This is a genomic window from Cardiobacterium hominis, from assembly GCF_900637305.1.
Lineage (GTDB): Bacteria > Pseudomonadota > Gammaproteobacteria > Cardiobacteriales > Cardiobacteriaceae > Cardiobacterium > Cardiobacterium hominis.
In genome coordinates this window covers 858,224-881,123 of sequence record NZ_LR134365.1, presented here as the reverse complement: position 1 = coordinate 881,123, position 22,900 = coordinate 858,224, and the positions used below count along the sequence as shown (strand labels likewise).

Genomic DNA, 22,900 nt, shown 5'->3' with positions numbered 1-22,900 from the left:
TCGTGCGTCCTGCGAGGGAGGGGGTTCGGTTGTTTATTCAACAACGAGGTTTACCGCCTAACCCCACCCCATCCCTCCGCCGGTTCCCATGAAAAATGCGTTCGCATTTTTCATGGGCGCCCGCCCACAGGGGGAGGGGGTCGTTTGGTTGTTGGTTTTTAGTCCTCCGCTGCTTTTTCGCGTTTGTCCGAGAGTGCTTTGAGCATGGTTTTGGTGACGAGGACGACGCCGCCCTGGCTGACGCGGAAGCGTTGTTTGTCCAGTTCGGCATCGACGCCGATTTGCATGCCGTCCGGGATGGTGCAGTTGCGGTCAATGATGCAGCGGCGCAGAACGCAGTTTTTGCCGATGCGCACTTGCGGCAGGACGACGGCGTATTCGATGTGCGAGCCTTCTGACACCTGGACGCGGTCGAAGATGACGGAGTTGCTGATTTCGGCGTCGGTGATGACGCCGCTGCCGCCGATGAGCGAGTTGTCGATGGTGCGCGCATGGCTGTGTTTGTAGAAGAATTTGGTCGGCGCGGTTTGTTTGGGCACGGTGCGGATCGGCCAGCTTTCGTCGAACATGTCCAGTTGCGGGTATTCGCTGACGAGGTCGATGTTGGCGCTCCAGTAGCTGTCGATGGTGCCCACGTCGCGCCAGTAGATGGTGCCCTGGGTGTTGCGGCCTTTGCTGGATTTTTCGAAGGGGTGCGCATAGACGACGCCTTCGCTCACGCCTGCCGGGATGACGTCGTTGCCGAAGTCGTGTGAGGTGTCAACGCTGGTGGCTTCGCGCTCCAGTACTTCGTAGAGGTAGTCGGCGTCAAAGACGTAGATGCCCATGGAGGCGAGTGAGGAGCCGGGGCGGTCGGGCATGGGCGGCGGGTCGCTCGGTTTTTCGACGAAGGCTTTGACTTTGAGTTTTTCGTTCACGGCCATGACGCCAAACGCGGTCGCCTGTTCGCGCGGGACTTCGATGCAGCCGACGGTGACTTTCGCGCCGCTAGTCACGTGGTCACGGATCATTTGCATGTAGTCCATTTTGTAGATGTGGTCACCGGCGAGGATGAGAACGTATTTGGGTTTGTAGTGGTCTTTCATGATGTGCACGTTTTGCCACACGGCGTCTGCGGTGCCTCTGTACCAGGTTTGGTCGTTGAGTTGTTGGCGCGCAGGCAGCATGTCCACGAATTGGCCGCGTTCGCGCGGCAGGAATGACCAGCCGTGCTGGAGGTGGCGCAGGAGCGAGTGGGCTTCGTATTGGGTGATGACGCCGATTTTGAGGAGGCCGGAGTTGATGCAGTTCGACAGCGCGAAGTCGATGATGCGGTGGCCGCCGCCGAAGTACACGGCCGGTTTGGCGCGCTGGTCGGTGAGTTCGTAGAGGCGGGAGCCGCGTCCGCCCGCCAGGATGAGGACGAGGGTTTCGTTGGCCATTTCTTCGGTGGACGGCAGCGGGTTTTCTTTCGGTGTCATTGGATTGCTCCTGTAGTTGGATTTTGGTTTTGCGTTGTCTCGTCTTTTTTCAAAACGCACACGCTCATGTGCGCAAGGGCAGCCTCACGGGGGTTTTCTTGTTTCAGTCCGTCGCCATGCAGCGGTTGCCAGTCGCCGGCGGGCAGGACGAAGGTTTTTTCGTCCCGGTTGGCGTTGAACAGAATCAGGTATTTGTCCTGTAATTCTAGTGCCAGTGCTTTGCTTGCCTCGTCGTGCCAGTCGGCGTCGCGCATGGCTTCGCCATTTGCGTTGTACCAACGGGCGCTTTCGTGGTGCCACCAGTCGTCATAGACGCCGTCCGCCGCCAGTTGTTTGCGCAGGGCAATGAGCGCGCGGATGTGGCTTCCCAGTTCGGGGTCAGCTTTTTGCCAGTCAAGCCAAGTGGTCGGGTTGTCCTGGCAGTAGCTGTTGTTGTTGCCGTGCTGGCTGTGGCCGCGTTCGTCGCCACTGAGCAGCATCGGCACCCCTTGCGCGAGCAGCAGGCAGGCAAGTAGTGCTTTGCTGCTGCGCTGTCTTTCGGTGTTGATGGCGGGGTTGTCGGTCTCGCCTTCTGTGCCGTGGTTGTAGGAGTAGTTGTGGTTTTCGCCGTCCCGGTTGTCTTCGCCGTTGGCTTCGTTGTGTTTGTAGCTGTAGCTGACGAGATCGCGCAGGGTGAAGCCGTCGTGGGCGGTGATGAAGTTGATGGAGCTTGCCGCGCCGCGCCAGTCGTGGCGGTAGATGTCGTCGCTGCCGGAGAAGCGCTGGGCGAGTGCGCCGAGCCAGCCGTTTTCCCACAGCCAGAAGCCGCGCATGTCGTCGCGGAAGCGGCCGTTCCATTCGGAGAACCGCGCCGGGTACTGGCCGAGGTTGTAGCCGCCGGGGCCGATGTCCCACGGTTCGGCAATCATTTTTACGCCGGCAAGTAGCGGGTCTTGTTGGATGGCGGTGAAGAAGCCCGCCCGGGCGTTGAAGTCGGGGGTGCGGCCGAGGCTGCTCGCCAGGTCGAAGCGGAAGCCGTCGATGTGGTATTCGCTTACCCAGTAGCGCAGGCTGTCCAGCACCCATTGCATGATTTCGGGGTGGGCGAGGTTAAGGGTGTTGCCGCAGCCGGTGTGGTTGATATAGTCGCCGTTTTCGTCAAGCCAGTAGTAGTGGCGGTTGTCGATGCCGCGCTGGCAGAGGAAGGGGCCGTGGATGTCTTGTTCGGCGCTGTGGTTGTACACGACGTCGAGGATGATTTCGATGCCGGCGCGGTGCAGGGTTTTGACGAGGTGTTTGAGGTCGTCGGGGCTGCCGTAGCGCGCGTCCGGCACGTTGTGGGCGAAGACGTTGTAACCCCAGTAGTTGCGCAGGCTGCGCCGTTGCAGGTGGACTTCGTCCAGGTGCTGGCTGATGGGCAGGAGTTCGACGGCGGTGATGCCGAGGTTTTTCAGGTATTCGATGCTTGCCGGGTGCGCCATGCCCGCAAAGGTTCCGGCGATGTCGCGCGGGATGGCGGGGTTCTGGCGGCTGAAGCCTTTGACGTGTGTTTCAAGGATGATGGTGTTTTTCCACGGGGTGCGCAGCGGGGCGTCGTTTTCCCAGTCGAAGTTGCTCGCGCCGACAACGACGCTTTTGGCGGCGAAGGCGGCGTTGTCACGCGGGTCGCTGTGGTGATGCAGCGCCAGTTCGTCGGCGTCGCGGTATTGCGGCAGGCCGTCGATGGCTTTGGCGTAGGGGTCGAGCAGGAGTTTTTGTGGGTTGTAGCAGCCGCCGCTGTGGTTTTCGCCATCTACCCGCCAGCCGTAGCGCTGTCCGGCGGTCAGCCCGGCGACGAAGATGTGCCAGATGTCGCCGTCTTTGTGGGCGCTCACGCGCCGCTCGCCGCCTTCTGCGTCAAAGAGGCAGAGGGTGACGGCGGTGGCATGGCGGCTCATCAGCGCGAAGTTCACGCCGTCGTGGTTGCCCATGCGGGTGAGGCTGCTGCCGAGCGGGTAGGCGCGTCCTTCGTGGCAAAGCAGCGGCGCTTGGTGCTTCATCAGCCCTCCGCTCCGGTGTCAAGGGCGAGGAAGATGGTCGCCAGCGGCGGCAGGGTGAGGTTGAGCGAGTGCGGTTTGCCGTGGCTGCCGATGTCGTCGGTGTGGACAGTTTTGCCGCCGCTCATGCCGCTGCCGTTGTATTGGGCATCATCCGAATTCAGGATTTCGTGGTAGGTGCCTGCCTGGCTGACGCCGATGCGGTAGTTTTCGCGCGGGACGGGGGTGAAGTTGCTGATGATGATGACCGGGTTGCCTTTGCCGTCGTGGCGGGCGAAGGCGACCACGGATTGTTCGGCGTCATCCACCACCAACCATTCGAAGCCTTCCGGCTGGCAGTCTTGTTTCCACAGGGCAGGGTGGGCGCGGTAGGCGTGGTTCAGGTCGCGTACCCAGCGCTGCACGCCTTCGTGCCAGCCGCCGTGCTCAGGGGCGAGCAGGTGCCAGTCGAGGCTTTCTTGGTAGTTCCATTCGCGGCCTTGGGCGAATTCGCCGCCCATGAACAGCAGTTTTTTGCCGGGGTAGCCCCACATGTAGCCGTAGTAGGCGCGCAGGTTGGCGAATTGTTGCCAGCAGTCGCCCGGCATTTTGGAGAGCAGCGAGCCTTTGCCGTGCACGACTTCGTCATGCGACAGCGGCAGCACGAAGTGTTCGCTGTACTGGTAAATCATGCCGAAGGTGAGCAGGTTGTGGTGGTATTTGCGGTGGATGGGTTCTTCGCGCATGTAGCGCAGGGTGTCGTTCATCCAGCCCATGTTCCATTTGAATTGGAAGCCGAGGCCGCCGATTTCGGTGGGGTGGCTGACGCCGGTGAAGGCGGTGCTTTCTTCGGCGATGGAGACGGCGCCGCGCTGTTCGTTTTGCAGGATGGCGTTGGTGCGTTGCAGGAAGTTGATGGCTTCAAGGTTTTCTCGCCCGCCGTATTGGTTCGGCACCCATTCGCCTTCTTTGCGCGAGTAGTCGCGGTAGATCATGGAGGCGACGGCATCGACGCGCAGGCCGTCCACGCCGTAGTGTTCGACCCAGTAGAGGGCGTTGCCGGTGAGGAAGTTGCGCACTTCGTGGCGACCGAAGTTGTAGATGAGGGTGTTCCAGTCTTGATGGTAGCCTTCGCGCGGGTCGGCGTGTTCGTAGAGCGGCGTGCCGTCGAAGCGGACGAGGCCGTATTCGTCGGTCGGGAAGTGGCCGACGACCCAGTCAAGCAGGACGTAGATGCCCGCTTCGTGCGCTTTGCGGATGAAGTCGCACAACGCTTGCGGGCTGCCGAAACGGCTGGTCGGCGCGTAGAGGCCGAGCGGCTGGTAGCCCCAGGAGCCGTCGAACGGGAATTCGGAGAGCGGCAGCAGTTCGATGTGGGTGAAGCCCATTTCTTTGACGTAGTTGATGAGTTCGTCGCCGAGTTGTTCGTAGGTGAGCCAGTAGTTGTTTTCCGGGTTGCGCCGCCACGAGCCGAGGTGGACTTCATAGATGCTGATCGGCGCGTCTATGCCGTTCACCGCGATGCGTTCGGGGTTGTACGGCTGTTTTTCCGGCAGTTTGGCGACGACTGAGGCGGTTTCCGGGCGCATTTGCGCGGCGAAGGCATACGGGTCGGATTTGAGGCGGATGTTGCCGTTGGCGTCCAGGATTTCGTATTTGTAGAGCGCGCCTTCGCCAAGGTCGGGGATGAAGATGTCCCAGATGCCGCTTTGCGGGTGGAAACGCATGACGTGGCGGCGGCCGTCCCAGAGGTTGAAGTCGCCAACGACGGATACGCGCCGCGCGTTCGGCGCCCAGACGCTGAAATTGACCCCGGCGACGCCGTCGTCGTGCTCGACCAGATGCGCGCCGAATTTTTCATACGGACGCAGGTGCGTGCCTTCGGCCAGCAGCCAGTTGTCGAAATCTTGCAGGGTCGAGGTGAAGCGGTAGGTGTCTTCGATGATCATTTTCTGCTCGCCGTACTGCACTTCGAGCAGGTAATGCAGGCGCGGGTCGGCGTCCAGCGTGGCGATGAAGAAGCCGCGCTCATCAAGCACGCTCATCTCTGCCAGTACTTTTTTGCTGCCTTTGCCGCCTTTGCCGTTCCGGGCGAGCACGCGCACCGCGTCCGCCCCCGGCAAGAGTACGCGGATGACGAGCCCGTTACCGCTTTCGTGCGGGCCGAGGTACGAGAACGGGTCGGCGAAGGTACCGGCAAAGAGCTGGTCTATCAGGTATTTATCTACGGATGTCACTTCTACTCCTCCTATCAGTTTGGCAACAGGTGCGGGAACGACGACTGCGGATGGCCGACGTTCACGAATGTACGCGCGGGTGGCGACGATTTGCCGCAACAGCGCGTGTAATTGCGGGTCTTTGCCCATCGCCGCAATGTCTTCCGGCAGACGGTAGCGCCAGTTCGGGTAGGCATTGGCGATACCGGGGATATTGAACGACGCGGTAATCGGCAGCAGGTTTTCCGGCTGGATGGCGAACAGTTTGCTGCAGCTCATCGCCACGAAGCGGTGCAGCGCCAGCACGATTGCCTCATCCAGAATTTCGCCATCGTGACTGGTATCAATCACGTCCGCCTGTCTGAGTGCGGCGAGCATTTGCTGTTTGCGCACCCGCCGCTGTTCAAGGATGCGCTGGTACTGCTCTTGCGTTTCAAAGATGCCCAACTCGTGCATGGTTTCCAGATCGTTGCTGGTCCAGAAGCCCAAAAGCGGCGGCAAGTCGTGCGTACTCAGCACCGCCAGCGACTGATCGTGATAATCCTCCGGCATCCAGTAATAGCCGTTGTTGTGGTTGAAATACATCACGCTATAAGAATAGACGCCGTAATCGCGCAGCGCCTTGCGCATCTCTTCCGGGACAATGCCGAGGTCTTCACCGACGACGACACAGCGCTCGCGATGGCTTTCCAGCGAGAGAATCGCCATCAGGTCGGCGAGCGGATAGCGCACATAAGCGCCGAAATTGGCGTTGTTGCCATAAGCAATCCACCACAGGCGGCAGAGCGCCATGACGTGGTCAATGCGCAAAATGCCATAGACGCGCATATTGGCGCGCAGCATCTCGATGAAAACGCGGTAGCCGCTGCGTTTCAAACGCTGCGGATGCAGCGGCGGCAAATTCCAGTTCTGCCCGGCGGGCCCCAGCTCGTCCGGCGGCGCGCCGATGGATACCTGCAAACAATACATCTCGCGGTGCATCCACGTATCCGCCCCGCCGCGCGACACGCCGACCGCCAAATCGCCATACAGGCGCAGACTCATCCCTGCTTCATGACAGGCCAGACGGAGAATATCGAGCTGCTCGGCCATCAGCCATTGCAGCCACATATAAAAGCGGATATCGGCCTCATGCGACACTGCAAACGCCTGCACCGCCGCGCTATCGGGATAGCGGTACGCCTCCGGCCAGCCCAGCCAGCCGACACTGTCCTCACTAAAAGGAATCGAGCCGGTCTGCGCATAAAAATAATGATCCAGCGCTTCAAAAGTGGCGAACAGACGCAAATCACGCCCGCCGCGCTGCAAAAACTCGGCAAACGCCTCGCGCGAATCAGCGAACATCTCCTGCGCATCAAAATCATGGAAAATCAGGCGCAGCGCGCGCATCTTCAGCGCCATCACCTGCGCATAATCGACCCAATCGGCCTCGCGCAAACGCTGCAAAATCGCCTGCGTTTCCGCATCGGAAAACCAAGCCTGAGCCGAAGGAGAAGTCTGAAAGAGCGGCATCCCGCCCACATCAATATAAATCGGATTCAGCCAGCGCCGCGAAGACGGACTATAAGGACTTGCCCAGTTCGGGCGGGTAGTGAAAAGCGCGTGCAGCGGATTAATGCCGATAAAATCAATCCCGTCGGCGGCAAAATCCGCGACCAGGCGGCGCAGATCGCCAAGATCGCCGATGCCCCAATTGTGCGCCGAACGCAGACTGTAAAGCTGCACATTGATGCCGCTCAGACGTTCGCCGCGGCGCAACACCTCCGGCTGATACACCCGCTGCGGCGCGACAATAACCAAACAGCGCCGCATCTGGTGCACGCCGTGCAACTCCAGCGTGTAATACCCGGCGGGCAAAGGCGGCAACTCCAGCCGCTCGCCTTCCATCATCACAAACGAATACGGCAGACTATTGCCCTTCTCATCGAGCAAATAAGCGGCAGCGCAGCGCGACAACACCCCGCCGACCGAAAGTAGCGACACCATCTCCGGCGCGATCGTAAAAACCTCATCATAATCGGCGAAGAACGGCTGGCCGGGCGCGGTCAAAATCGCCGCGAGCGACGCGAGCACCTCCTCTGGAACACGGACAAAACTACCATCGGCGGCGAAATAATCCGTCTCAATCCCTAACAGCCTGAACTGCTCGCTGTTCATGACACAAACTCCTGCAACAGCCCCTGGGGAGGAACTGTTAAATTAACATGAGCGCAACTTAACACATTAGAATATAAAAAAACACACCAAAGCACATCTACCTGTTTTTATTTCCAATAAAAATCCACACAAGCCGCAAAAAAACTGCACAAAAAAACGTGTTAAAACCACGCAAACAGCACAACAAAACTATTTGGCAACCTTTTGGCAAGAAGCTAGAATAAACCGCTTCATCCCTCACACAATATCTACCGCGAGAACCATCGTGAAAACCGAAATCCTGTCGGGCCTGACCACCGCATTACACGCGGTCGCCCGCGCACAAAAAATCGAAGAAGGACAACTCACCCTGCCGCTGGAACTGGGTCGCTGCAAAAACCCCGCGCACGGCGACTACTCCAGCAACGTGGCGATGCAATACGCCAAAACCTTCCAGATGAACCCGCGCCAATTCGCAGAAGCGCTCATCGCCGCCCTACCCGCGCATCCCGGCATCGCCGCCGTCGAAATCGCCGGCCCCGGTTTCATCAACATCCGCCTGGCGAGCGGCAGCGACAGCGCCGTACTCGAAACCATCGTGCGCGAAGGCGCCGCCTACGGCCGCCACCAGGCAGAACACCCGCAAAAAATCCTGCTCGAATTCGTCTCCGCCAACCCCACCGGGCCCTTGCACGTCGGCCACGGCCGCGGCGCCGCCTACGGCGCGACCCTGGCCAACATCCTGCGCGCCAACGGCCACCACGTGGACAACGAATACTACGTCAATGACGCCGGACGGCAGATGGACATCCTCGCCCTCTCCGTCTATTGGCGCTACATGCAAATCTGCGGCAGCGACCGCACCCTGCCACAAGGCATCTACCAAGGCGACTACGTAGTAGACATCGCACGCGAACACTACGCCCGCTACGGCGACAAACACTACCGCGCGCCCGAAACCTGGGTACCGGCGCACCCCGCCGAATGGAGCGAAGCCGCCATCGACAACGGCGAACGCGACGCCTGGATAGACGCCGCCATCGCCGCCCTGAAAAACACCCTGGGCGAAGCCGACTACCGCGCCGTCTTTGACGCCGGCCTTGATGCCGAAGTCGCCGACATCCGCGACGACCTGCAAGAATTCGGCGTCACCTTCGACCGCTGGTACTCCGAACGCGCCCTTTTCACCGACGGCCGTATCGCTGAAATGCTCGGCGTCCTGCGCGCACGCGGCTACCTCTACGAAAAAGACGGCGCGCAGTGGTTCCGCGCCAGCGACTTTGGCGACGAAAAAGACCGCGTCGTCACCCGCGAAAACGGTATCACCACCTACTTCGCCTCCGACATCGCCTACCACTACGACAAATACCAGCGCGGCTACGACCGCATGATCGACATCTTCGGCGCCGACCACCACGGCTACATGGCGCGCGTCCGCGCCTCGCTCGCCGCCCTCGGCCTTGCGCCCGAAAAACTCGACATCACCCTGGTACAATTCGCCGTGCTCTACAAAGACGGCGCCAAAATGCAAATGTCCACCCGCTCCGGCCAATTCGTCACCCTGCGCGATCTGCGCGCGCAAGTCGGCTCGGACGCCGCGCGCTTCTTTTACGTCATGCGCAAACCCGAGCAGCACCTCGACTTTGACCTCGACCTCGCCACATCGCACAGCAAAGACAACCCCTACTACTACGTCCAATACGCGCACGCCCGCACCAGCCGCGTACTAGAACGCGCCCAAGAAGAAGGCGTCCCCTTCGACACGCAGACAGCACTCGCCCAGCGTGAACACCTCACCGAGCCCGAAGAAAAAACACTCCTGCGCGAACTCGCCCGCTACCCCGACACCATCGCCGCGGCGGGCGCACAAATGGCGGGACACCTCATCGTCAACTACCTGAAAGACCTCGCCGGCGCCTGGCACCAATACTACGACGCCGGTCACAAAGTGCTGCATGACGACGCCGCACTGCGCGACGCGCGCCTGCTGCTCACCCACGCCGTGCGCCAAGTGCTGCGCAACGGCCTCGACATCATCGGCGTCGCCGCCAGGGAGCGCATGTAATGAGCAAAAAACGCAAAAACCAAAAAGCCGACAACTACCTTGCCGCCCGCTTCCTCGGCGGCTCCATGATGGCAGTCGTCCTCATCGTCTTCGGCTTCGTCCTCGGCAACATGTTCGGCCAAAAAGACAACGTGCCCTCCCGGACAAGCGCAAACAACCCGCAAATCGCCAAAGCCCAACCCACCGCCGTCGCCGCACCAAAACCGCCGCGCCCGCCGGTTGCCGGAGAGACGCGCAAACCCGGCCAGCCCAAATACTCCTTCTACGACGAACTCCAGCGCCGCAGCGAAGAAGTACGCAGCGAAAACAGCGCCAAACCGGCGCCTGCCGCCAAAACCGAAAAAACCGACAACAAGGCGGAGAAAAAACCGCGCAGCCCGACCGTCAAGGGCGCGAACTACCGCATCCAGGTCGGCGCCTTCAAAGACAAGGCGCAGGCCGAACAAATGCGGAAAAAAGAAACGCTGAACGGCCTACCGGTCGAAATCATCTACGGCGAAAACAAACACTACCTCGTCCTCATCGGCCCCTACGCCAGCAAAGACCAGGCCATCGGCATCCAGAAAAAACTCGAAGGACAGAGCATGCAAACCCTGCTCAAAACCTTCAACAATGCGCCGTAACACCGCCGCATTACCCATGCCCCAAACCACAGGGTGCGCCTTGACGCACCGTCTCCCGTCAAATACGACAACCGCTGCTCGTCCCCCCGCTGATTTACCCCCTCTCCCTGTGGAGGAGGGGCGGGGTGGGGTTCGCCTGCATACCGCCAATGCAAAATCGCCCGCCGTTCTGCTCCCTCCCCCGTGGGGGAGGATTGGAGTGGGGGCAGCAAAAAAACGCACAGCGACCAAACCCCATCAAACGTCCTCATTTACATACACCCCGAGCGCTCAGGCGTATGTAAAAAAAACCATAGGGTGCGCCCTAGGGCGTGTCTGCAATTCGAATTTCCCTCCCCTGCGATGCGGGGGAGGGGCGGGGTGGGGTTCGCCTGCATACCGCCAATGCAAAATCGCCCGCCGTTCTGCACTCTCCCCCGTGGGAGAGGGTTGGGGTGGGGGCAGCAAAAAAACATACAGCGACCCAACCCCATCGAACATCCTCATTTACATACACCCCGAGCGCTCAAGCGTATGTAAACTGTCCCGCCACCCCATAACCCCGACACCCCATGGATTTACAACTACACCACTACCTCCTCATCAGCGTCCTCGGCGTCATCTGCGGCGTCATCAACGTCATGGCGGGCGGCGGCTCCAACATCATCCTGCCCGTCTTGATGATGATGGGCTACCCGGCGCAAGTCGCCAACGCCACCAACCGCGTCGGCATCGCCCTGCAAAGCATCGTCGGCGTGCGCGGCTTCCTGAAGGCAGGCAAACTGCCGACGCATGACCTCCCTGGCATCATCGTGCCAACCATCATCGGCGGCATCTGCGGCGCGGTCGTCGCCGCCTACGCGCCGCACCAAATTATCAAACCGCTCCTGCTCGGCACCATGCTGGCGATGGCAGCCATCATGCTGTTCGTGCCGTCAGTCGTCATGCCGCCGCCCGGCACCGTACCGTTTACCGTCAAACAGGCGGGTTGGCGTGCCTGGTTCTGGCTCTGGCTCGGCGGCGTTTACGGCGGCTTCGTGCAAGCGGGCGTCGGCTTCGTGCTGATTACCGCCATCGCCGGCTGCCTGCGTTACGACATCGTCCGCTCCAGCGCCCTCAAACTCGTCTGCACCCTCTTCTTCACCCTGGTCGCGCTCGCCATCTTCGTCTGGCGCGGCCAGGTGGACTGGACGACCGGCCTCGTGCTTGCCGTCGGCAACATGATCGGCGCGCACTACGGCGTGCGCCTCGCGATCAAAGTCAAACCTAAGACCCTGAAATGGGTAATGTTCTTCATGACACTGGTCGCGGTCATCGCCGCTTTCCTCAAATAACCCTGCAACCCTTAAGGAGTCCCCATGACCCAACGTACCCACTGGAACCAAACCCTCTCCGCCGAAGGCCTCGCCGCGCTACAACAGCCGGGCGGCGTCATCGTCTGCCCGACCAAAGTCGGCTATATCATCATGGCGACCGACAAGGCGGGTCTGGAGCGTAAATTCGACGCCAAAGAACGCAAGCGTAACAAACCCGGCGTCGTCCTCTGCGGCAGCATGGAGCAGCTGCGCGCGCTCGCCCAAATGAACCCCGAAATTGAGGCTTTCTACCAAAAACACTGGGACGCCGACATCCTCCTCGGCTGCATCCTGCCGTGGCGCGCAGACGCCAAAGCCGCACTGCCGCAAGACGGCCGCGACGAACTGATGATGGACGGCCGCGGCACCAGCTGCTTTGTCATCAAATTCGGCGTGCCGGGCGAACAACTGGCGGAACACCTCTGGCGCACCGAAGGCAAAATGATCTACGCCTCCTCCGCCAACCCCTCCGGCAAAGGCAACCGCGGCAAAGTCGAAGGCATCGGCGAGCGCATCGCCAGCAAAGTGGATCTCGTCATCGAAGCGGACGACTACGTCGCCTCCATCCAGCCGGACAAAACCGTGGAAACCCGCTACGAACAAGGCGTGATGGTGTCGATGGTTGATAAAAACGGCGCGCTGGTGCCAGAGCAAAAAGGCGAACGCTCCGTGCAACCATGCCCGGTCGTCATCCGCAAAGGCCTGGACATTGATCGCATCATGATGTACCTCGCGGACGGCTTTAACACCTGGGATTACCGCCACGGCGAATACTACTGACAAAAAAACAGGCGGGGCTTGCCCCGCCTTTTCATTTATGCGCCGTGGTGGGGCAAGCCCCACCCTACCAATACACGATAAAGGGAAACACCACCATGCAAATCCCGCAAAACCTCGCGCCCTGCCTGCGCGACAATCTTAACCCCGCCTTTCTCGCCGAAAAACACGGCATCCTCGAATACCTCAATCCCGAATACCTTTCCGGCGACAACGACAAATATCGCAAACTCTATGACCGCCTGGCGCCGCTGTATGATTTCGGCGAACGCTGGATCGGCCTCCTCAAATACGGCAACAGCGTCGCCAAAATGCGGCGCGAAATGATGCAATTACTGGAATGGCAAAACGGCGCCAACGTGCTGTACGTCTCCATCGGTACCGGCAAAGATTTCAACTACATCCCGGCGAATGTGGACGCGAAAAGCCTGCAACTCGTTGGCGCGGACATCTCACTCGGCATGCTGCGCCGCGCGCAAAAAGTCTGGAGCCGCAAACTGGAATTGTCGCTGGTGCATTGCGCCGCCGAAGACCTGCCCTTTGCCGACAATTACTTTGACATCGTCTTTCACGTCGGCGGCATCAATTTCTTCTCCGACAAAGCACGCGCCATTGCCGAAATGCTGCGCGTCGCCAAACCGGGAACGCGACTGATGATTGCCGATGAAACCCAGGATTTCATCGAAAGCCAATACCAGAAAAACGCGCTGACGAAAAAAGCCTATGCCGACGCGCAATTTGATTTGGCGGAAATCGAAAACGCCATTCCCGATAGCACACGCGAGCGACAAACCCATTTCCTCTGGGATAACCGCTTTTATGCGATGACCTTCAGAAAGGCATAGCCTTCACGAAAAACGAGCGGTTACGGATTCCGCCTTAGGGGCTGTTGACAATTCAACGAACGCGCCCCTCTCCCTCTGGGACAAGCATTGCTCGCATAGCGAGAGAGGGGATGGGGTGAGAGCAGCAATCAATTGAAAACCGGAATTTCGATTCATCAACAACATCGTCCACCCCCTCCCCGGGTTCCCTTGAAAAAGGCATTCGCCTTTTTCAAGGGGAGCCCCGACCCTCCCCCGCTGCGGGCTTCGCCCTGCGGGGGAGGGGGATGTCTCAATTGTCAACACGCCCTAGAGACTGTTTACAATTCGTCTAAGCACTTGAAAAAACGAAAAACGGCAGGATAAAGGAAGTTCCTCAACAACCCGTTACCCCGCCGTGCCCCGAACATTGCTCACTGATGAACTTTGGTCGAAGCTGCTCATTATTTTGCTAGAGCTTGGCTTGTATGACAAATCCAATCTGCGCCGCACCATTGAAGGCATCCTCTACAGGATGCGCACCGGCTGCCCCTGGCGCGACCTGCCGCCCGCATCTTTCGGTAAATTCCAAGCCGTCTATAACTGCTTTAACCGTTGGTCAAAGAAAGGAATTATTCAGGAAATCTTCAAAAAATTATCCACTGATACCGATAAGGAATGGCTGATGATGGATGGCAGCCATATCAGGGCGCACCAACATTCGGCAGGCGCTGCGGCACACAGCGGCGAAGACGACCATGCCATCGGCATCAGCCGGGGCGGCACGACCAGCAAAATTCACCTGATAGTCGATGCTTGCGGCAATCCGCTGGAAGTCATCATTACGGCTGGTAATGTCAATGATGTCAGCATTGCCCCCGAACTGATAGCGGCAGTAGTTCTGGCAGAAACGGAGGTAGTTAGCGCAGACAAGGGCTATGATTCAGACAAATTGCGTGCGCAAATTGAGGAAGAAGGCAGCAAAGCCAATATTCCCTATAAATGCGACCGAGAGAAAAAGAACAAGGATATGGACTGGTATCTTTATAAAATCAGGCATTTGGTTGAGAATGCTTTTGCCCGTTTGAAACACTACCGCGCTATCGCCACGCGTTATGACAAGCTCAAGCACAACTATCTCAGTACGGTTCTTTTGGGGTGCATCATGGTCTGGCTGCCGCTATGAGTGAAATGCAAACAGCCCCTAGTGGCAGAGGGTGTTGCCCGCGCCCATGATGAGGTTTTGCGGGCGGGTGATGCCGCTTAAGGCGATGGTTTGCAGGCCGCCGTCGCGCAGGTCGTAGGCGGTAATCGCCGCTTGGCCGTCGCTCGCGATCAGCGCGGTTTTGCTGTCGGCGGTGATAAAGAGGGCGCGGGTCGCCGCAGGTAGCGCCTGTTCGTCTTGTTCTTCGGCTTTGCCCGGGTCGCTGATGTCCCAGGTTTTCAGGCGGTTGCCGACGGCGATGAGGCGGGTGTCCAGCCAGCCGGTGGCGTAGCGGTCGGTCGGGTTGGGCGCGCGGATGGTCTGGATGGCGTCGGGCTGGTTGCGCGGTACGAGGTGGCCGTTGCCGTTGCGGTCGATGTAGATGTAGAGCTGGCCGTTGTTGTCGATGTAGGGTTGTACCAGCGGTGCGGTGAGCGGGATTTGTTGGGCGATGGTCGCGGTGTCGGTGTTCCAGTTGATGCCGAGGGGTTCGCCGCTGGCGGTTATCGCGCCAAAGAGGAGGTTTTGGTCGTCCGGGCTGATGGCGGCGGCGGTAAGGTCATGCCAGCCGTCCGGCAGCGGGTGGCGGGTCTGGCTTTGGTCGGTGAGGTGGTAGCGGTAGAGCGCCGGGCTGTCGTCGAGTATCCAGAGTTGGCGCGCGAGCGGGCTGTAGAGCCAGGCGCTGATGTGTTGGTAGCCGTCCAGGGTGCGGGTTTCGCCGCTTTGGCTGTTGAGCAGGGTGAGGCGGTCGGCGCCGCCCGCGATGAGCCAGGGGCTGTCGGCATCGAACTGGAGGCGGGTGACGGGGTGGGCGAGGGTATGGTTTTTTTCGCTGTGGTCGCCAAGTTGGCGGATGGTGACGGTCGTGCCGCCGTCGTTGTAGGCGAGCAGGCCGAGGGTTTTGTGGATGGTGAGGTTGCGCGCGGGTTGTTTGAGGTCGAGCAGGCTGGTCTGGCGGTGCGCGTCAAGGTCGATGACGGCGAGTTTGGGCGCGTCGGCGTCGCTGATGAAGGCGTAGCGCGCCGGGGCGTTCATGTCGAACAGTTCTTGCAGCACGGTTTCGGGGGTGAGAGTTTTGCTGTATTGGTAGCCGAGGTAGAGGGCGGCGGCGCAGGCGAGGGTGGCGAGGAGGAGCAGGGTTTTTTTCATGGTTTTCCGGGGAGCGTGCATGTTTTTGCCCCTTTCCCGCCGGGCGGGAAAGGGGCGTTGGGTTTGCCGTCAGGCGGCGGGTTTAGCCGTGTTTGTGTTCGTGCTTGGCTTCGTCTTTTTTGTCATGCCCGTCTTTCATGTCATGTCCGCCTGCCTTGCCGTCTTCTACTTTGAAGTGCTCAATGGCTTCTTTGACGGTGATGGTTTTGGCGTCGCATTTGAGGGTTTCGCCGTTGCTCAGTTTGAGTTCGAGCGGGTAGGTTTCGCCGACTTTCGGGAAGTTTTTGTCTTCGATGTCCATCAGCATGACGTGGTAGCCGCCTTTTTTGAAGTGATGCACGCTGCCAGGGGGGACGTTGTATTCCTGGATTTGGCTCATTTCCATTTTGCCGTCTTTGTGGATCATTTCGTGCAGCTCGACGTGGCTGGTGATTTTGTCGGCAGCCGCGCCGGTGAGTTTGACGTCTTCTTTGCCTTTGTTTTCGATGTCGAAGAAGGCTCCGGTCATTTGTTTGCCGGGGATGACTTCCTGGATGAGGCAGTTGCTGACGCTAACGTCTCCTGCTGCCATTGCTGCGCTGCTGATGAGTGCGCCGAGGATGAGGATTTTTTTCATGGGTTGCTCCTGGGTTTGGGAAGGGGTTTGTCTGTGAACTATGAATGGTTTTTCACGGGTTTCCACACGACGCGCGCAACTATATCACAAGTTATGCTCACGATTGGTTTGATTGTGGTCAAGTTTTGGGGAGGGTCATGAGCGCCCTGTGCCAGCGGTGCGGGCTGGGTTTTAGTCGATTTGCAGGAAGCGTCGATAGGCGCTGTTGTCGGTTTCTTCGCTGTAGTCGTAGCCGATGGCGGCAAGGTGCGCTTCCAGCTGCGCCGGGTCGCTGCTCTGGATGCCAGCGAGGACGCGGCCGTAGTCGCTGCCGTGATTGCGGTAGTGAAAGAGGCTGATGTTGTTTTTTGTGCCGAGGGTTTGCAGGAAGTGCATCAGCGCGCCGGGGCGTTCGGGGAAGCCGAAGCGGAAGATGCGCTCGTCCGCCACCGCCGTGCTGGCGCCGCCTATCATGTAGCGCAGGTGCGATTTGGCGAGTTCGTTGTCGGTCAGGTTTTCGGTGTCGTAGCCGTGCGCGCGCAGTTTTTCGATGACGGCTTCGAGTTGGGTGCGACCGCCGCTCAGTTCAACGCCGACGAAGATTTGCGCCCGCGCCGCGTTCTGGTAGCGGTAGCTGAATTCGGTGACGTTGTGCGTGCCAAGCAGGGTGCAGAAGTTGAGGAAGGTGCCGGGGATTTCCGGGATGGTGACGGCAAGCAGGCCTTCGCGCTGTTCACCGATTTCGGTGCGCTCGGCGACGTAGCGCAGGCGGTCGAAGTTCATGTTGGCGCCGGAGACGATGTTAATCAGCGTCAGGTTTTTCGCGTCTTGTTGTGCCGCCCATTTTTTGATGCCGGCGGCGGCGACGGCGCCGGAGGGTTCGGCGATGGCGCGGGTGTCGTCAAAGAGGTCTTTCATCGCCGCGCAGATTTCGTCGGTGCTGACGGTGACGAAGTCATCAACGTGCTGTTTGATGAGTTCGAAGGTCAGCTCGCCCGGCATTTTGACGGCGACGCCATCGGCGAAGATGCCGACCTGGTCGAGCGTTTGCCGCTTGCCGCCGCGCACCGCGGTGGTCATGGACGCCGCGTCTTCCGGCTCAACGCCGATGATTTTGATGTCTGGCCGCAAGGCTTTTACCAGCACGGCGATGCCTGCGAGCAGGCCGCCGCCGCCGCAGGGGACGAAGATGGCGTCGATGTGGTGCGGGTGCTGCGTCAGGATTTCCAGCGCGATGGTGCCTTGTCCGGCGATGACGTCCGGGTCGTCAAACGGGTGAATGTAGGTGTAGCCGTGCGCTTTTTGCAGTTCGCGCGCGTGCTGCGAGGCGGCGTCGTAGAAGTCGCCATGCAGGACGATTTCCACCTGCGCCCCGCCCAGACGCCGTACCGCGTCAATCTTGATTTGCGGCGTGGTGACGGGCATGACGATGACCGCGCGCATGCCGAGGCGGTTGGCAGAAAGAGCGACGCCTTGGGCGTGGTTGCCCGCCGAGGCACAAATCACGCCGCGCGCGCGTTCTTCGGTGCTCAGGCGGTACATCTTGGTATAGGCGCCGCGCAGTTTGAAGGAAAACACCGGTTGCAGGTCTTCGCGCTTGCAGAGAACGTTATGTCCGATCCGGTCGGAGAGGCGCGGCATCGCGTCCAGCGGCGTCTTCGTCGCCACGTCATAAACCGGAGCGGTAAAAATTTTCTCGATATAATGCTGCATGCGTGAATTTCCTTAAAAATGAGGTGAAAAAGTGGATCAAAATGCCCTGAAAATGCTGGCGGCCAAAGCGGCGCTGCATTATATCGAAGACGGTATCACATTGGGGGTCGGCAGCGGCTCGACGGTCAATTGCTTCATCGAAGCGCTCGGCGCGGCAAAAATGCAGTTCGCCGACATCGTCACCGCCTCGGACGAAAGCACGCGCCGCCTTGAGGCGCTCGGCTACCGCGTGAGCGATTTGAACAGCGTCGGCCGCATTGACGTGTACGTCGATGGCTGCGACGAAATCAACCCGCACAAGGCGATGATCAAAGGCGGCGGCGCGGCGCTGACCCGCGAGAAAATCGTCGCCGCCTGTTCGGCCAAATTCGTCTGCATCGTCGATGAAAGCAAGCAGGTGCCGGTGCTGGGGCGCTTCCCGCTGCCGGTGGAAGTCATCCCGATGGCGCGCAGCTTCGTCGCGCGCGAGCTGGTGAAACTGGGCGGCGAACCGCGCTGGCGCGAAAACGTCGTTACCGACAACGGCAACTGGATTCTGGACGTCTATCACCTCGAAATCGCCGAACCCTACAAGCTGGAAGAAGCGATTAACAACATCCCCGGCGTGGTAACCAACGGCATTTTCGCCCGCCAGGCGGCGGATGTGGTGATTACCGCCTATCAAAGCGGGCGGATTGGCACCCGTTGAGGCATTTACGCATAAAAAACGCCGCAACTGCGGCGTTTTTTATGCGCAAATAAATAGCGGGATATTAACGCTTGGCTCCATAAACCGCAAAAACGCCCGCGGCGGAATAAGAACCGGCAATTTCTTCAGCATTCGGTCCATAGAAAACTCCACCAACACTATTATTACTATTGGCGCCAATAAATAAGTTGTTATCTATGGCAGCATCAATACTACCCTGATGCGAAGCACTATTCAGACTAAATTGCAATTTCCTCGCTGCGAAATCTGCATCGGCACGCACCGTCCCAAGTTCCGTTTTATTGAAATTTTCGCCGTTAAATGTTGCGACGATAGCATCACCGCGATAAGTCGCGGTGCCACTGGTGGGCATGCTTCCAACAGGTTGCCCGCGATAAAAACCGCCGAGCGTATTGTCTGAAGCATAGGCAAAGCCAAATTGGCTGTAAGCGTAGCTGTTGTCGCTAACCTGAAAAGACTGATACGAACGGTTATCTGGCGCGGTGAAATGGCCGTCTTTGCCAGTAGCGGAGCCATAGATGAGCATATTGCCTCGTTGGTTCGCGCCTTCTGATGTTCGTGGCAAAATGAAGCGGTCGCCATTACTCGTAGTTAGCGTAAGATTGCTGGAATCATTAGTACCAACCGTCTCGTGAGCGCTGGATTGGTTGGCAGGAGCCATAAAAATGGCTCCGATATAATTCGCCGTTTTACCAAGCTGTTGTGGTTTATTATCAACAGTAGGGTTATCGCCACCGCTACCACCACCACAAGCAGCAAGACCTAAAGGCAGGACTGCAAACAAAATATTACGATTTTTTCTGTTCATTGAACGCTCCGGTTTTTTGATGAGAAGAAAGTATATAAAGTGATGCCGCAAGATTACTCAATCGTACTCAAAATGTAAACTATGAGATTCTTTTTGGCTCTTATGGTACGTTGTTGATATGCCGGGCTGACGGGAAACTTCCCGGCATGAAAGAAGCACAATCTACTGAAAGCATTCCTGAAATCCGGCTGCGTTTTGCGCAGAACCTGCGAACCTTGCGACGACTAAAAAACATCTCACAAGAGGAACTCGCCTTTTCGGCAGGGATCAGCCGGGTTTACTTGAGTGATGTCGAGCGGGGTAACCGCGCTGTCACTATTGATGTCATGGGGAAACTGGCCGTAGGGCTAGATGTTGATCTGGTTGTGCTGCTGGATAAAAACCCGCTGCAGCATTTGGCATAGTCGTGATTCAAAACATCGCATCGTAAAAAACGCCGCAACTGCGGCGTTTTTTTATGGATGACGATCTATGGCGCGAATGTTTTGGCCGACCGTCTGCCCTCATTTTCAGCTCAACATCCGCAGATGCACTTTGTCGCCGTCGGTGATGGCTTGTTGCAGTACGGGTTTGAGCGCGGCGATGTCTTCCAGGATGAGTTCCGGGGTGAGTTCGATGATGTCGTCGCCATCTTCGGCGTCGTAGTCTTCATCGCCCGCGCAGCAGCCGCAGCTGTCGTCGCAGTTGCAGCCGTCATCGTCGTCATCAAATGCGTCATCATCATCGTCGTCATCAATGGAGACGTTGTAGATGTCATCCGGCCGGGCGCGCAGGTGTTGTTCCAGCGCTTCCAGAAGGGCGAGCAGCGCGGCGGGGTCATGCCAGGCTTCGGGGTCGAGCAGGTCGTTCGGGTCGCCGCCAATTTCTTCGATCAGGTCGTCGTAGTCGCCGCTGGCGAGCATTTCCTGGCGGAAGGCGTAGTCATCAACGTATTCGCTGAGGTAGGGGACGCCCAGTTTTTCACAGAGCGCATCGAGGTTGAGCTGGAAGTAGTAGAGGCCGTTCAGCGCCTTGTCGTGGAGGGTGGCGCCGTGTTGGTTCATGAGGTTGTAGGTCATGGGTGCTCCTTGTGGTATTGCGGGCTGTGTTTGTGTACGGCTTCGATCATCGCTGCCGCGTGTTCGGGCGGGATGTCCGGAGTGATGCCGTGGCCGAGGTTGAAGATGTGGCGGTGGCCGTGGCCGTAGTCGGCAAGTACGCGGCGTACTTCGTTTTCGATGATGTCCGGGCTGGCGCGCAGGATGGCGGGGTCAAGGTTGCCCTGGAGCGCGATGTTTTCGCCGAGGATGCTCCGCGCGCTGGCGAGCGGGGTCGTCCAGTCCAGGCCGACGGCCGCCGCGCCGCTGTCTTTCATCATGTCCAGCCAGTTGCCGCCGCCTTTGGTAAAGAGGATGACCGGCGCTTTGTCGCCGATGCCGGTGATGATGCGCTGCATGTAGGCGAGAGAGTATTCGCGGTAGGCCTGCCAGGCGAGGCTGCCGCCCCAGCTGTCAAAGAGCATCACCGCCTGCGCGCCCGCTTCGATTTGTGCCAGCAGGTAGGCGGTGACGGCGCGCGCGAGTTTGTCGAGCAGCAGGTGCAGGGTGCGCGGCTCCTGGTAGAGCAGGGTTTTGGCGGCGGCGAAGTCGCGGCTCGCCTGCCCTTCGATCATGTAGGTGGCAAGCGTCCACGGGCTGCCGGCGAAGCCGATGAGCGGCACGCTGCCGTCCAGTTCGCGCCGGATGAGGCGCACCGCCTGCATGACGTAGCCGAGGTCGTCGTGCATGTCGGGGATGGGCAGGGCCTGTACGTCGGCGTGGCTGCGCACCGGGCGGTCAAACGCCGGGCCTTCGCCGGGGACGAAGGAGAGCCCCAGCCCCATCGCGTCGGGGATGGTCAGGATGTCGGAAAAGAGGATGGCGGCGTCCAGGCGGAAGCGCGCCAGCGGTTGCAGGGTGACTTCGCAGGCAAGTTCGGGCGTCTGGCAGAGGGTCATAAATTGTCCCGCCGCCTCGCGCGTGGCGCGGTATTCAGGCAGGTAACGCCCGGCCTGGCGCATCATCCAGACGGGGGTTCGCGGGACGGGTTCGCCGCGCAGCACGCGCAGCAGCAGGTCGTTTTTCATGAATTATCCTTGTGATAGCGTGGCGGTATTGTAACACCACCCCCGCTTCACGCCGTTATAGTGCGGGGCGCTTTCACTAACACAGGAGCGCTTTATGACTATCCACATTGGTTCAGGTCTTATCTACACCATCGTTATTGGTTTCCTTGTTGGCCTTGTCGCCCGCTTTTTCTATCCGGGGCGCGATCCGATGGGCTTCATCTTCACCACCCTGCTTGGCATTGGCGGTGCAGTGGTTGCGGGCTATATCGGCCAGGCGCTGCATTGGTATCGCATCGGCCAACCCGCCGGGTTTATCGGCTCGGTACTCGGCGCCATCCTCATCTTGCTGCTGGTAAACGCGGTTGCGCGCCGATGAGCATCCGCAGTTTCAGCAAAATGCACGGCCTCGGCAACGATTTCATCGTGCTGAACGCCCTGCAACAACCCTTCGACTGGCCGCGCGCGCGCATCTGCGCGCTGGCCGACCGCCACAGCGGCATCGGCTTTGACCAACTGCTCATCATCGAACCCGCGCCGGATGCCGCGCACGATTACGCCTACCGCATCTACAACGCCGACGGCAGCGAAGTCGAACACTGCGGCAACGGCGCGCGCTGCTTCGGTAAATATCTGCGCGACCACAGCCTGCACCCGCTCGACCGCCCGCTGCGCGTCGCCATCAAACGCGGCAGCATCACCATCGCCTACGTCGGCACGGACAGCGACGGCAGCGAACAATACCGCGTCGATATGGGCGAGCCGGACTTCACCCCCTTCACCCCCGCCCAAACCGAGCGCCTCTACCAGCCGGTCAGCGCCGCGGGCGAGACGCTGGAAATGGGCATTGTCAGCATGGGCAACCCGCACGCTGTCTGCGTCGTGGACGACGTAGCGACCGCTCCCGTCGCGGCAGTCGGCGCCGCGCTGCAACAACACCCGCTCTTTCCCGCCGCCGTCAATGCCGGATTCATGCAAATCCGCGACCGCCGCCACATCCGCCTGCGCGTCTACGAACGCGGCGCGGGCGAAACCCAGGCCTGCGGCACCGGCGCCTGCGCGGCAGTTGCCGTCGGCATCATGCGCGGCCTGCTCGATCGCGAAGTACAAGTCGAACTGCCGCGCGGCAACCTCACCATCCAGTGGCAAGGCACGGGACAGCCCCTCTACATGACCGGCCCTGCCGCGACCGTCTATCACGGCGAACTGGCGGGATAAACAGCCGCCCGCC

At 59.6% G+C, this 22,900-nt stretch carries 19 protein-coding genes; 10 read left to right on the top strand and 9 right to left on the bottom strand.

Features of this window, described 5'->3' with window-relative positions:
* Positions 1 to 158 precede the first annotated feature (158 nt).
* The 3 genes from glgC to glgB are packed head-to-tail and all read right to left on the bottom strand — an operon-like array spanning position 159 to position 7,827.
* The gene (gene glgC, locus EL199_RS04190) at positions 159 to 1,460 is read right to left on the bottom strand and encodes a glucose-1-phosphate adenylyltransferase (RefSeq protein WP_004139040.1); all 1,302 of its coding nucleotides are present in this window, start codon (positions 1,458 to 1,460) and stop codon (positions 159 to 161) included.
* Positions 1,457 to 3,478 (bottom strand): glycogen debranching protein GlgX, encoded by a 2,022-nt coding sequence (gene glgX, locus EL199_RS04185; protein WP_004139039.1) that lies wholly within the window; start codon positions 3,476 to 3,478, stop codon positions 1,457 to 1,459. The genes glgC and glgX overlap by 4 nt, the downstream gene beginning before the upstream one ends.
* Entirely contained in the window at positions 3,478 to 7,827 is a 4,350-nt protein-coding gene (gene glgB, locus EL199_RS13615) for a 1,4-alpha-glucan branching protein GlgB (protein WP_004139038.1), read from the bottom strand. The genes glgX and glgB overlap by 1 nt, the downstream gene beginning before the upstream one ends.
* 265 nt (positions 7,828 to 8,092) lie before the next feature.
* Here glgB and argS point away from each other — a divergent pair, with 265 nt between their 5' ends.
* The 6 genes from argS (at position 8,093) to EL199_RS04150 (ending at position 14,594) form a co-directional block, all read left to right on the top strand.
* A complete protein-coding gene (gene argS / locus EL199_RS04175) occupies positions 8,093 to 9,871 on the top strand; it encodes an arginine--tRNA ligase (RefSeq protein ID WP_004139037.1) in 1,779 nt (592 codons plus the stop codon).
* Positions 9,871 to 10,494 carry an SPOR domain-containing protein gene (locus EL199_RS04170; protein ID WP_004139036.1) on the top strand — a complete coding sequence of 208 codons (624 nt, stop codon included), beginning with the start codon at positions 9,871 to 9,873 and terminating at the stop codon, positions 10,492 to 10,494. Before argS ends, EL199_RS04170 begins: the two co-directional genes overlap by 1 nt.
* A 551-nt stretch (positions 10,495 to 11,045) precedes the next feature.
* A complete protein-coding gene (locus EL199_RS04165; RefSeq protein WP_004139034.1) occupies positions 11,046 to 11,807 on the top strand; it encodes a sulfite exporter TauE/SafE family protein in 762 nt (253 codons plus the stop codon).
* A gap of 24 nt (positions 11,808 to 11,831) precedes the next feature.
* Positions 11,832 to 12,608: an L-threonylcarbamoyladenylate synthase gene (locus EL199_RS04160; RefSeq protein WP_004139032.1), complete on the top strand. Its 777-nt coding sequence runs from the start codon at positions 11,832 to 11,834 to the stop codon at positions 12,606 to 12,608.
* A gap of 95 nt (positions 12,609 to 12,703) precedes the next feature.
* Positions 12,704 to 13,450: a class I SAM-dependent methyltransferase gene (locus EL199_RS04155; RefSeq protein WP_004139031.1), complete on the top strand. Its 747-nt coding sequence runs from the start codon at positions 12,704 to 12,706 to the stop codon at positions 13,448 to 13,450.
* Positions 13,451 to 13,826: 376 nt separating this feature from the next.
* A complete protein-coding gene (locus tag EL199_RS04150) occupies positions 13,827 to 14,594 on the top strand; it encodes an IS5 family transposase (protein ID WP_126316008.1) in 768 nt (255 codons plus the stop codon).
* Positions 14,595 to 14,612: 18 nt separating this feature from the next.
* Here EL199_RS04150 and EL199_RS04145 read toward each other — a convergent pair whose 3' ends face one another.
* From EL199_RS04145 to ilvA, 3 genes are all read right to left on the bottom strand, one after another.
* Positions 14,613 to 15,761, bottom strand: coding sequence for a WD40 repeat domain-containing protein (locus EL199_RS04145; protein ID WP_126316007.1), 1,149 nt, complete (start codon positions 15,759 to 15,761; stop codon positions 14,613 to 14,615).
* Between the two features lie 82 nt (positions 15,762 to 15,843).
* Positions 15,844 to 16,377, bottom strand: coding sequence for a copper chaperone PCu(A)C (locus EL199_RS04140; protein WP_004139024.1), 534 nt, complete (start codon positions 16,375 to 16,377; stop codon positions 15,844 to 15,846).
* A 171-nt stretch (positions 16,378 to 16,548) separates the two neighbouring features.
* Positions 16,549 to 18,069 carry a threonine ammonia-lyase, biosynthetic gene (ilvA, locus tag EL199_RS04135; RefSeq protein WP_126316006.1) on the bottom strand — a complete coding sequence of 507 codons (1,521 nt, stop codon included), beginning with the start codon at positions 18,067 to 18,069 and terminating at the stop codon, positions 16,549 to 16,551.
* Positions 18,070 to 18,100: 31 nt separating this feature from the next.
* Between ilvA and rpiA the strand changes: the two genes are divergently transcribed.
* A complete protein-coding gene (rpiA, locus tag EL199_RS04130; protein ID WP_040354377.1) occupies positions 18,101 to 18,757 on the top strand; it encodes a ribose-5-phosphate isomerase RpiA in 657 nt (218 codons plus the stop codon).
* Between the two features lie 64 nt (positions 18,758 to 18,821).
* Here rpiA and EL199_RS04125 read toward each other — a convergent pair whose 3' ends face one another.
* Positions 18,822 to 19,586: a transferrin-binding protein-like solute binding protein gene (locus EL199_RS04125; protein ID WP_126316005.1), complete on the bottom strand. Its 765-nt coding sequence runs from the start codon at positions 19,584 to 19,586 to the stop codon at positions 18,822 to 18,824.
* A gap of 146 nt (positions 19,587 to 19,732) precedes the next feature.
* Here EL199_RS04125 and EL199_RS04120 point away from each other — a divergent pair, with 146 nt between their 5' ends.
* Entirely contained in the window at positions 19,733 to 19,990 is a 258-nt protein-coding gene (locus tag EL199_RS04120; RefSeq protein ID WP_004139013.1) for a helix-turn-helix domain-containing protein, read from the top strand.
* 105 nt (positions 19,991 to 20,095) lie between these two features.
* Here EL199_RS04120 and EL199_RS04115 read toward each other — a convergent pair whose 3' ends face one another.
* Together EL199_RS04115 and hemE are read right to left on the bottom strand one after the other, a co-directional pair.
* Positions 20,096 to 20,644 carry a hypothetical protein gene (locus EL199_RS04115; protein WP_040354375.1) on the bottom strand — a complete coding sequence of 183 codons (549 nt, stop codon included), beginning with the start codon at positions 20,642 to 20,644 and terminating at the stop codon, positions 20,096 to 20,098.
* Entirely contained in the window at positions 20,641 to 21,690 is a 1,050-nt protein-coding gene (gene hemE / locus EL199_RS04110) for a uroporphyrinogen decarboxylase (RefSeq protein WP_004139011.1), read from the bottom strand. Before hemE ends, EL199_RS04115 begins: the two co-directional genes overlap by 4 nt.
* 94 nt (positions 21,691 to 21,784) lie before the next feature.
* Here hemE and EL199_RS04105 point away from each other — a divergent pair, with 94 nt between their 5' ends.
* The gene (locus EL199_RS04105; protein WP_004139009.1) at positions 21,785 to 22,048 is read left to right on the top strand and encodes a GlsB/YeaQ/YmgE family stress response membrane protein; all 264 of its coding nucleotides are present in this window, start codon (positions 21,785 to 21,787) and stop codon (positions 22,046 to 22,048) included.
* The gene (gene dapF / locus EL199_RS04100) at positions 22,045 to 22,887 is read left to right on the top strand and encodes a diaminopimelate epimerase (protein WP_004139007.1); all 843 of its coding nucleotides are present in this window, start codon (positions 22,045 to 22,047) and stop codon (positions 22,885 to 22,887) included. Before EL199_RS04105 ends, dapF begins: the two co-directional genes overlap by 4 nt.
* The last annotated feature ends 13 nt before the right edge of the window (positions 22,888 to 22,900 follow it).